The organism is Planktotalea sp., from assembly GCF_049680325.1.
Taxonomy (GTDB): domain Bacteria; phylum Pseudomonadota; class Alphaproteobacteria; order Rhodobacterales; family Rhodobacteraceae; genus Planktotalea.
The window spans coordinates 1-9,312 of sequence record NZ_JBAUHO010000274.1; the positions used below are offsets into that span (position 1 = coordinate 1).

General features: G+C 56.2%; 12 protein-coding genes. All 12 read left to right on the forward strand.

The genetic code is table 11. From position 1 onward, the window contains the following. The coding region (locus tag WBC85_RS12790) for a nucleoside monophosphate kinase (RefSeq protein ID WP_424437754.1) at positions 1–274 on the forward strand (274 nt) is incomplete at its 5' end. Between the two features lie 209 nt (positions 275–483). Then, the gene (gene rpsM, locus WBC85_RS12795; protein WP_424437757.1) at positions 484–852 is read left to right on the forward strand and encodes a 30S ribosomal protein S13; all 369 of its coding nucleotides are present in this window, start codon (positions 484–486) and stop codon (positions 850–852) included. A gap of 13 nt (positions 853–865) precedes the next feature. Next, a complete protein-coding gene (gene rpsK / locus WBC85_RS12800; RefSeq protein ID WP_009828689.1) occupies positions 866–1,255 on the forward strand; it encodes a 30S ribosomal protein S11 in 390 nt (129 codons plus the stop codon). Positions 1,256–1,369: 114 nt separating this feature from the next. Beyond that, positions 1,370–2,386, forward strand: coding sequence for a DNA-directed RNA polymerase subunit alpha (locus WBC85_RS12805; RefSeq protein ID WP_424437761.1), 1,017 nt, complete (start codon positions 1,370–1,372; stop codon positions 2,384–2,386). 137 nt (positions 2,387–2,523) lie between these two features. Next, entirely contained in the window at positions 2,524–2,943 is a 420-nt protein-coding gene (gene rplQ, locus WBC85_RS12810) for a 50S ribosomal protein L17 (RefSeq protein WP_424437764.1), read from the forward strand. A gap of 299 nt (positions 2,944–3,242) precedes the next feature. After that, complete coding sequence (locus WBC85_RS12815) at positions 3,243–4,631, forward strand: trypsin-like peptidase domain-containing protein (RefSeq protein ID WP_424437767.1); 1,389 nt, start codon at positions 3,243–3,245, stop codon at positions 4,629–4,631. Positions 4,632–4,634: 3 nt separating this feature from the next. Continuing rightward, positions 4,635–5,942 carry a replication-associated recombination protein A gene (locus WBC85_RS12820; RefSeq protein ID WP_424437770.1) on the forward strand — a complete coding sequence of 436 codons (1,308 nt, stop codon included), beginning with the start codon at positions 4,635–4,637 and terminating at the stop codon, positions 5,940–5,942. Between the two features lie 31 nt (positions 5,943–5,973). After that, entirely contained in the window at positions 5,974–6,351 is a 378-nt protein-coding gene (gene crcB / locus WBC85_RS12825) for a fluoride efflux transporter CrcB (RefSeq protein ID WP_424437785.1), read from the forward strand. Further along, a complete protein-coding gene (locus tag WBC85_RS12830) occupies positions 6,348–7,391 on the forward strand; it encodes an RluA family pseudouridine synthase (RefSeq protein WP_424437773.1) in 1,044 nt (347 codons plus the stop codon). Before crcB ends, WBC85_RS12830 begins: the two co-directional genes overlap by 4 nt. Then, entirely contained in the window at positions 7,391–8,071 is a 681-nt protein-coding gene (locus tag WBC85_RS12835; RefSeq protein WP_424437776.1) for an HAD-IA family hydrolase, read from the forward strand. Before WBC85_RS12830 ends, WBC85_RS12835 begins: the two co-directional genes overlap by 1 nt. Beyond that, positions 8,064–8,774 carry an ATP12 family chaperone protein gene (locus WBC85_RS12840; protein WP_424437779.1) on the forward strand — a complete coding sequence of 237 codons (711 nt, stop codon included), beginning with the start codon at positions 8,064–8,066 and terminating at the stop codon, positions 8,772–8,774. The genes WBC85_RS12835 and WBC85_RS12840 overlap by 8 nt, the downstream gene beginning before the upstream one ends. Before the next feature lie 225 nt (positions 8,775–8,999). Further along, positions 9,000–9,312, forward strand: a 313-nt coding sequence (locus WBC85_RS12845) for a transporter substrate-binding domain-containing protein (RefSeq protein WP_424437782.1), incomplete at its 3' end; no start/stop codon positions are given.

The window sequence follows — 9,312 nt, forward strand, 5'->3', positions numbered from 1 at the left end:
GGGCGAGACGCTTGACCACGCGATTGAGTTGCAGGTGAACGACGAGATTTTGGTCGACCGCATCGTTGGCCGCGCAGCTGAGGCAGTCGCCGCAGGCGGCGTCGCGCGCGCAGATGACAACGCCGAAAGCCTGAAGATCCGCCTGATGGCCTATTACAAACAAACCTCTCCACTGATCGGCTATTACCACGCCAAAGGCCTGCTTAAGGGCGTTGATGGTCTGGGCACAATGGACGGCGTGAAGGCAGAGATCGCAGAGGTTTTGGACGCTTAAGCACTCGATTGGTTTACGGCCTCTTGACCCTATTCTTAAAAGGCCCTAACCACCCACATCTCTAACGAGAATCAAACCATCAGATTCGGGTAGCTCCCACATCTGGTAGATCACCTGATCAGCTTAAGCCCTCGGCCTCACCGCTTAGGGCTTTATGTTGTGAAAAAAGGGTCTGGAATGACGGACCCGCAACGAAAAGGAAGTTCCACTTGGCACGTATTGCCGGCGTAAACATCCCGACCCACAAACGGGTCCCGATCGCCCTCACATATATCACTGGTATTGGCCCCGCCTCTGCCAAAGCAATTTGCGAAGCTGTTAAAATCGACGAAACACGTCGCGTTAACGAGCTTTCCGATGCAGAAATCCTCGCTGTTCGCGAGCACATCGATGCGACGTTCACAGTTGAAGGCGATTTGCGCCGTGAAACCCAGATGAACATCAAGCGTCTGATGGACCTCGGTTGCTACCGTGGCCTGCGTCACCGCCGTAATCTGCCCGTTCGTGGTCAGCGTACATCTACAAACGCACGTACTCGCAAAGGTCCTGCAAAGGCCATTGCTGGTAAGAAGAAATAAGGGGGCTTGATTAATGGCACGCGAAGCTAAACGCACCAAAAAGAAGGTCTCCAAGAACATCGCCGCTGGCGTTGCTCACGTGAATTCTTCGTTCAACAACACAAAGATCCTTATCTCTGACGTTCAGGGTAATGCGATCTCATGGTCCTCTGCGGGCACGATGGGCTTTAAGGGCTCACGTAAGTCCACGCCTTACGCGGCGCAGATGGCTGCTGAAGATGCTGGCCGCAAGGCTGCAGAGCACGGCGTGAAAACGCTGGAAGTTGAAGTTCAAGGCCCAGGTTCTGGCCGTGAGAGCGCACTTCGCGCACTTGCAGCTGCTGGCTTCAACATCACGTCCATCCGCGACGTGACGCCTATGGCTCACAACGGTTGCCGCCCACCAAAGCGCCGCCGCGTCTAAGCAAGACAAGTTTCCACGTAGAGGCTGCGCGCAATCGCGGCCTCTGCTTCGTCATTTTAACCTCGAGCGTTTTGACCTTTTGGACATGAGGCCGAAACAAGGATGGAGGGACGTATGATCCACAAAAATTGGGCAGAACTTATCAAGCCAACACAGCTTGAAGTAAAGCCAGGAAACGATCCGGCGCGTCAGGCAACTGTCGTCGCAGAACCACTCGAGCGCGGCTTTGGCCTCACGCTTGGCAACGCATTGCGTCGTGTCTTGATGAGCTCGCTTCAGGGCGCAGCAATCACATCCGTTCAGATCGACAACGTTTTGCACGAGTTTTCTTCCGTCGCGGGCGTTCGTGAAGATGTCACAGACATCGTTCTGAACCTCAAAGGTGTATCCTTGCGCATGGAAGTTGATGGACCAAAGCGTCTGTCTATCAATGCAAAAGGCCCGGGCATCGTAACCGCTGGCGATATCTCCGACAGCGCTGGCATCGAGGTTCTGAACCGCGAGCACGTGATCTGCCACCTCGACGATGGTGCGGATGTATACATGGAACTGACCGTTAACACGGGCAAGGGCTATGTCGCTGCGGACAAGAACAAGCCGGAAGATGCGCCAATCGGTCTTATCCCGATCGATGCGATCTACTCGCCTGTGAAAAAGGTTTCTTATGACGTGCAGCCGACCCGCGAAGGTCAGGTTCTCGATTATGACAAACTGACGATGAAAGTCGAAACAGACGGCTCTTTGACACCTGACGATGCGGTTGCTTATGCAGCGCGTATTCTTCAGGATCAGCTGTCTATCTTCGTCAACTTCGACGAGCCTGAATCAGCCTCCGCCAAGGATGAAGATGATGGTCTCGAGTTCAACCCGCTTCTTCTGAAGAAAGTGGACGAGCTGGAACTGTCTGTCCGTTCCGCGAACTGCCTGAAGAACGACAACATCGTTTACATCGGCGATCTGATCCAGAAAACCGAAGCAGAAATGCTGCGCACGCCGAACTTCGGCCGCAAGTCTTTGAACGAAATCAAAGAAGTGCTGTCAGGTATGGGCTTGCACCTTGGCATGGACGTCGAGGACTGGCCACCGGACAACATCGAAGATCTGGCGAAGAAGTTCGAAGACGCCTTTTAAGAATTGATCCGGTGCATGACTGTCATGCGCCGGATTATACGACTGGGTCAAAATGACCCCAAGGAGAGTAGGCGGGTACGCACCGTCTGCCAGACAAAGCAAAATCAGCCCGTAGAGGGCACATTAGGAGAAGACACATGCGTCACGCAAAAGGTTACCGCCGCCTGAACCGCACACACGAGCACCGCAAGGCGCTCTGGGCTAACATGTCAGGCTCGCTCATCGAACATGAGCAAATCAAAACAACATTGCCAAAAGCCAAAGAGCTTAAGCGCATCATGGACAAGCTGATTACGCTTGGCAAACGCGGCGATCTGCACGCACGCCGTCAGGCCGCGGCCCAGCTGAAGGAAGACAAGGACGTTGCAAAACTGTTCGAAATCCTCGGCCCACGCTACGCAGACCGTCCAGGTGGCTACACACGTGTTCTTAAGGCGGGTTTCCGCTACGGTGACATGGCGCCAATGGCGATCATCGAACTGGTTGACCGCGACGTAAACGCAAAAGGCGCAGCCGACAAAGCGCGCGTTGCAGCAGAAGCAGACGCGGACGAGTAAACCGCTCTAACGGTTGAATAGATTTGAAAGGCCCTCGCTTAATGCGGGGGCTTTTTGCGTTAGGGCGCGTTTTTAAATGGACTTTTTGTGATACTAATGACCCCCAAATGACGGGGGAAATTGCGGCGATTCCTGCGGACTGGGCTAAGAAATATCCGGTCGAACAAGTCTGGCATCTGGAAAAAAGCGCCTAAACGCAACCGGGAAAGGCAATCTTGCGCTGCCAACCGGTGCGCTTGCCCTTGCACCTTTGCGCGATGGCTTTCATATCATGCTAAACTCCAAGACAGAGGTGTTTCATGTTTCGTGCTCTGATCCTGACTTTGCTCACTATGGTTACGCTGCCCGTTTATGCGGATCAGAAGGTGCCAACAAACCAAGCGCAGATCTCGCTCAGTTTCGCGCCCTTGGTCAAACAAGCAGCGCCTGCCGTCGTAAACATCTACGCCAAACGCATCGTACAAACCCAGACGCGTAGCAGCCCGTTTGCCTCTGATCCGTTCTTTCGCGACTTTTTTGGTGATCTCGCGCCAACCCGCCCTCAGGTGCAAAACTCGCTTGGTTCGGGCGTGATCCTCTCCGGTGACGGCTATGTGGTATCCAACTATCATGTGGTCGGTCAGGCAACGGATATCCGCGTGGTGCTTAAGGATCGACGCGAATTCGCAGCCGAGGTTGTGCTGGGAGATGAGGCCAGCGATCTTGCGATCTTGCGGCTGAAGGATGCGGAGGATCTGCCGTTTCTTGCCTTGCGCGACAGCAACACGGTTGAAGTCGGGGAACTGGTTCTGGCAATCGGCAATCCCTTTGGCGTCGGGCAAACCGTGTCGAGCGGCATTATTTCCGGTCTTGCACGTTCTGGCAAAGTAACGGGCAGCGCGCGCGGATATTTCATGCAAACGGATGCGCCGATCAATCCCGGCAACTCGGGCGGTGCATTGATCGGGATGGACGGCACGTTGATTGGTGTGAACACCGCGATTTTGACGCGGTCTGGTGGCTCTAACGGCATCGGTTTCGCGATCCCTGCGGCGATGGTGGAGCAATTCATCACACAGGCGCGCGCTGGATTGGCGCAGTTCCAACGCCCTTGGGCAGGAATGGGCGGGCAAACGGTTGATGCTGATCTGGCAGGCTCCCTCGGGCTTGATCGCTCGGGCGGCATGGCGATCACACAGCTGCAAGAGGGTAGCCCCTTTGGCGAGGTCGGCCTTGGCGTTGGGGATGTGATTGTTGCCGCAAACGGGTTCGAGGTGAATTCGCCCTCCGAAATGCTATACTATATGACCATTGCCGGTATCGGCGCTGACATTGAAGTAACAGCCGTGCGCGACGGAAAAAGCCGCGACTACGCTGTTGCAATGATTGGTCCGCCTGAACTGCCGCCGCGTGCGGAGATTACGTTGGGCGAGGATGAAATCCTGCCGTTTCTGCAGCTTGCAAACGTGAACCCCGCGGTCTTGTCGGAATTCCAGCTTCCGATTCTGCCTGAAGGGGTTGTTGTGCTAGACACTGGACGCCTTGGCGCGCGTCTTGGCTTGCAGCTGGGTGATCTGCTGCGCGAGATCAATGGCATTGAAATCAATTCGCCAATGGATGCGCGCGCAGCTTTGAAGGACGCGCGGCGTTCCGTTTCGATGGTTGTGGAACGCGGCGGGCAACTTGTTTTGCTGCGCTTCCGGATCTGAGCGATGGCTGACCTCTTCGATAACGGCGCTGTTAGTGCCGCCACAGGGCCGCGCCCGCTAGCCGATCGCCTGCGCCCGACCTGCCTGGCCGAGGTCATCGGGCAAAGGCAGGTTTTGGGCGAAGGTGCGCCGCTAGAGGTGATGCTGTCCTCCGGTTCTTTGTCGTCGCTGATCTTCTGGGGGCCGCCGGGCGTTGGCAAGACCACCATCGCGCGGCTTCTGGCGCATGAAACCGATCTGCATTTCGTCCAGATCAGCGCCATTTTCACAGGCATGCCCGATCTGCGCAAAGTGTTCGAGGCGGCGAAAATCAGACGGCAGAACGGGCAGGGGACACTGCTGTTTGTTGATGAAATCCACCGCTTCAACAAAGCCCAACAAGACGGGTTTCTGCCACATATGGAAGATGGCACAATCCTTTTGGTTGGTGCGACCACCGAAAACCCATCCTTCGAATTGAATTCTGCTGTGATGAGCCGCGCGCAGGTTCTGGTGCTGGAGCGGCTTGAACTGGCTGATCTGGAACATATGACCCAGCGCGCAGAGCAGGAGCTTGGCAAAGCGTTACCGCTGGATGGACATGCGCGCGAGGCATTGCTTGAAATGGCCGACGGCGACGGGCGCGCCCTGTTGAATCTGGTCGAGCAAATTGCAGCTTGGAAGACGGATCACAATCTAACCCCGCCAGAGCTGAGTAAACGCTTGCAGCGCCGCGCCGCGCAATACGACAAGTCTGGTGATGCACATTACAATCTGATCTCTGCCTTGCACAAATCCGTGCGCGGTTCTGATCCTGATGCCGCGCTCTATTGGTTTGCCCGTATGCTAGAGGGCGGCGAAGACCCGCGTTATCTGGCGCGGCGCATAACGCGTATGGCGGTTGAGGACATCGGGCTTGCAGATCCCCAAGCGCAGGCCGTGTGCCTGCAAAGCTGGGAAACCTATGAACGCCTTGGCTCGCCCGAGGGGGAATTGGCCATCGCGCAAGCCTTGGTTTATCTCGCGCTCGCGCCGAAATCGAACGGGATCTATGTGGGATATAAAGCGGCGCGCCGCGCCGCCAAGGAGACGGGATCAAAACCGCCCCCCAAGCATATCCTGAATGCGGCGACCTCTTTGATGAGGGATCAAGGGTACGGCGATGGCTATGCTTACGATCATGATGCAGAGGACGGCTTTTCCGGGCAGAACTATTTCCCCGATGGTATGGAACGCCCCAGCATCTATGAACCTGTCGAGCGCGGCTTTGAACGCGAGCTGAAAAAGCGCAAAGATTACTTTGCCAAGCTGCGCGCGCAGAGGAAAACTTGACTCTAGGCCCATGCCGCGCGACATGGCAGCGATGTTACTCAATGTCTCCCTTGTCGCCCTCGGCGGCGCGCTTGGATCAAGCCTGCGCTATCTGATGGGCTTGGCGCTGCTCAAGGCGGTTCCGATGTCATTTCCGATTGGCGTCCTGCCTGTCAATGTCATCGGCTCCTTCGTTATGGGGCTGTTTGTCGTATTCGCCCATCACAAGGGATTTGGCGCGGCGAACCTGTTTGTGATGACTGGTTTGCTTGGCGGGTTCACCACCTTTTCAGCGTTTTCGCTTGAAGCAGTGACATTGATGGAGCGCGGGCATCTGGGCCAAGCAGCGTTATATGTGGGGCTATCTGTAGTCCTGTCGATTTTAGGTTTGATGGCAGGTCTCGCCATCGCGAGAGGAATATGGGCATGAGCCGCGTTCAAACGATAATCATTGAAGAAGACGACGGGGACCAGCGCCTTGATCGCTTTATGAAACGCAAATTTCCGCAAGTGACCCAAGGCATGATCGAAAAGATGTGCCGCAAAGGGGAATTACGCCTTGATGGCACGCGGGTGAAAGCGAACTCACGCGTCGAGACGGGCCAGCAACTGCGCATCCCGCCGCTACCCGATAGCGCAGCGCCCAAACATGCACCGCAAAGCCGGGTAAGCGCGGCGGATACGAAGTACATTCGCAATTGTGTGATTTACAAAGACGAACATGTGATCGTCATCGACAAACCTGCGGGCCTGCCGGTTCAGGGTGGCACAGGCCATGCGCGCCATGTGGACGGGCTGCTTGATGCGTTGATGTATGACTTTGATGAGCGCCCGCGTCTGGTTCATCGTCTGGACAAGGATACATCCGGGGTTCTGGTGCTTGGGCGCACACGCCGCGCGACCGCAGATTTGACGGCGTCTTTCCGTCACCGCGCAACGCGCAAAATCTATTGGGCGGCGATTGCCGGCGTTCCCTTCCCGCGTCTTGGCACGATCAAATATGGCCTGATGAAAGCCCCCGGTCACGGTGCGCGCGGCGAGGGCGAAAAGATGATCTGTATCCACCCGAACGAAGTGGACCAAACCGAAGGCGCAAAGCGCGCGATGACGGATTACGCGGTGCTGGAAACCGCAGGTCAGCGTACATCGTGGTGCGCCCTGATCCCGATCACGGGCCGCACGCACCAGCTACGCGCGCATATGGCTGAAATGGGCCATCCGATTGTCGGTGACGGTAAATACGGTGGCTCGGGTCAGGAAAACCTTGGCGATGGCTGGGGTTCGCAGCTTGGCGGTGACCTGAGCAAAAAGCTGCATTTGCACGCGCGTTCGATTCAGATCGAGCATCCGGGGACCAAAAAGCTGCTGCACGTGTCTGCGCCATTGCCAGATCATATGCAGCGCACCTGGGATACTTTCGCATGGGATCCAAAGGACGTGCCGGAAGACCCGTTTGAAGAGATGATGTAATGCGGCTTCGTGCGGTAATTTTCGATGTGGATGGCACGCTTGTGGACAGCCAGGCAGATATTCTGGCGGCCATGACAGCGGCGTTCAAGGCAGAACGCCTGAGCGCGCCAAACCGCGAAGCCGTGCTTGGCATTGTTGGCCTTTCGCTGGATGTTGCGATTCCGATCTTGGCGCCTGATGCGGACGCGATGACCTGCACACGCATGGTTCAGGGGTACAAGGATTTCTACAATCAGCGCAGCGCAGCGCGAGGGGCAGGCACCCTTTCGCCGTTATACGATGGCGCGCGCGAGGCCTTGCAGCGCCTGCAAAAGCAAGGCGAGGTCCTGCTGGGCGTCGCAACGGGAAAATCGCGTCGCGGCCTAGATAAGCTGATCGAAGCCCATGGTTTCGAGGGGATATTTTTGACCCGACAAGTCGCAGACGATCACCCGAGCAAGCCGAACCCGTCGATGCTGTTTCAAGCCTTGCGTGAACTTGGCGTTGAGGCGGTTGACGCGGTTATGATTGGCGACACCAGTTTCGATATGGATATGGCGCGTGCGGCAGGCATGGCTTTTGTCGGTGTGACTTGGGGCTATCATGACACCCTGCGCCTTGCTGGCGCGGATGTGTTGATTGATGATTTTGCGCAGCTCGATAGCGCGCTGGCAGGGATTTGGAGCAAGGCAAATGTCTGATTGGAAGATGAAGCGGTTCTGGCAAAAGGCTACTGCGGTTGAGGCCGGGAATGGCTTTACGGTTCACCTTGACGCCCGTCCAATCCGCACGCCGGGCAAAGCCCCGCTGATCGTGCCCACGCAAGCGATGGCGCAGGCCATGGCGCTTGAGTGGGACGCGCAAGAAAAAGAGATCAATCCGAACACAATGCCCGTGACCAGATCGGCGAATTCGGCAGTCGATAAAGTGACGCCGCAATTTGGCGCGGTCGCAGATATGTTGGCAGAATATGCGGGTACGGATTTGCTATGTTATCGGGCCGATCAGCCAGCCGAATTGGTCGCGCGTCAGGCAGAAGCCTGGGATCCGCTTTTGAAGTGGTGCGCGGATGAGTTCCAAGCGCCGCTCGAACCTGTTTCGGGTGTCATGTTTGCAGCGCAGCAAGAATCAAGTTTGGCCAAGTTGCGTGCGCTTCTTCACACAATGAGCCCGTTCGAGCTGACAGGAATGCACGATTTAATCACTTTGCCGGGATCATTTGTGATCGGATTGGCCGCAATTCATAACCGCGCTGACCCGTATGAATTGTGGGAGCTTTCGCGCCTGGACGAGCGTTATCAGCAAGAACAATGGGGCAGGGATGATGAAGCCGAAGAAATGGCCGAAACCAAGCGGAACGCCTTTAAACACGCATTCGATTTTTACAATCTGAGCCGGATTTAAGGCCATTTGACCTGCGTTTGCCTGAAAATCGGTCCATTTGGCTTGACCTAGGGTCGGGCGGCGCGATTGAAACGATTTCCTGTGATGTTGCCCTTGACCTTTGGGTTCACTTGCGAGCAAACTCATCTCCACTAAGGGGGGTTCTTCCCGTCTTTGGTATGAAACCCCGCGTCCACTCGTGGGAGGAACCGCTCAAAAAGGGCGGGTAATCAGGAAGAGGTAAAGATGAAAAAAACTGTATTTTTTGGTGCATTGACTGTAGCGGGCCTGGCGGCTGGCGCAGCAGCGGCCGGCACGCTTGACGATGTTAAAGCGCGTGGCAAGCTGAACTGCGGCGTAACCACAGGTCTTGTCGGTTTTGCGGCACCAGATGCAAATGGCGAATGGCAGGGCTTTGACGTTGGCGTTTGCCGCGCGGTTGCAGCTGCGGTTCTTGGCGACCCAAAAGCGGTCGAGTTTGTTCCAACAACTGGTAAAACACGCTTCACGGCACTTGCTTCCGGCGAGATCGACGTTTTGGCGCGTAACACAACATGGA

Coding starts and splice junctions, on each gene's coding strand:
- rpsK (WP_009828689.1), top strand. CDS start 866: ATGGCACGCGAAGCTAAACGCACCAAAAAGAAGGTCTCCAAGAACATC.
- WBC85_RS12805 (WP_424437761.1), top strand. CDS start 1,370: ATGATCCACAAAAATTGGGCAGAACTTATCAAGCCAACACAGCTTGAA.
- rplQ (WP_424437764.1), top strand. CDS start 2,524: ATGCGTCACGCAAAAGGTTACCGCCGCCTGAACCGCACACACGAGCAC.
- WBC85_RS12815 (WP_424437767.1), top strand. CDS start 3,243: ATGTTTCGTGCTCTGATCCTGACTTTGCTCACTATGGTTACGCTGCCC.
- WBC85_RS12820 (WP_424437770.1), top strand. CDS start 4,635: ATGGCTGACCTCTTCGATAACGGCGCTGTTAGTGCCGCCACAGGGCCG.
- crcB (WP_424437785.1), top strand. CDS start 5,974: ATGTTACTCAATGTCTCCCTTGTCGCCCTCGGCGGCGCGCTTGGATCA.
- WBC85_RS12830 (WP_424437773.1), top strand. CDS start 6,348: ATGAGCCGCGTTCAAACGATAATCATTGAAGAAGACGACGGGGACCAG.
- WBC85_RS12835 (WP_424437776.1), top strand. CDS start 7,391: ATGCGGCTTCGTGCGGTAATTTTCGATGTGGATGGCACGCTTGTGGAC.
- WBC85_RS12840 (WP_424437779.1), top strand. CDS start 8,064: ATGTCTGATTGGAAGATGAAGCGGTTCTGGCAAAAGGCTACTGCGGTT.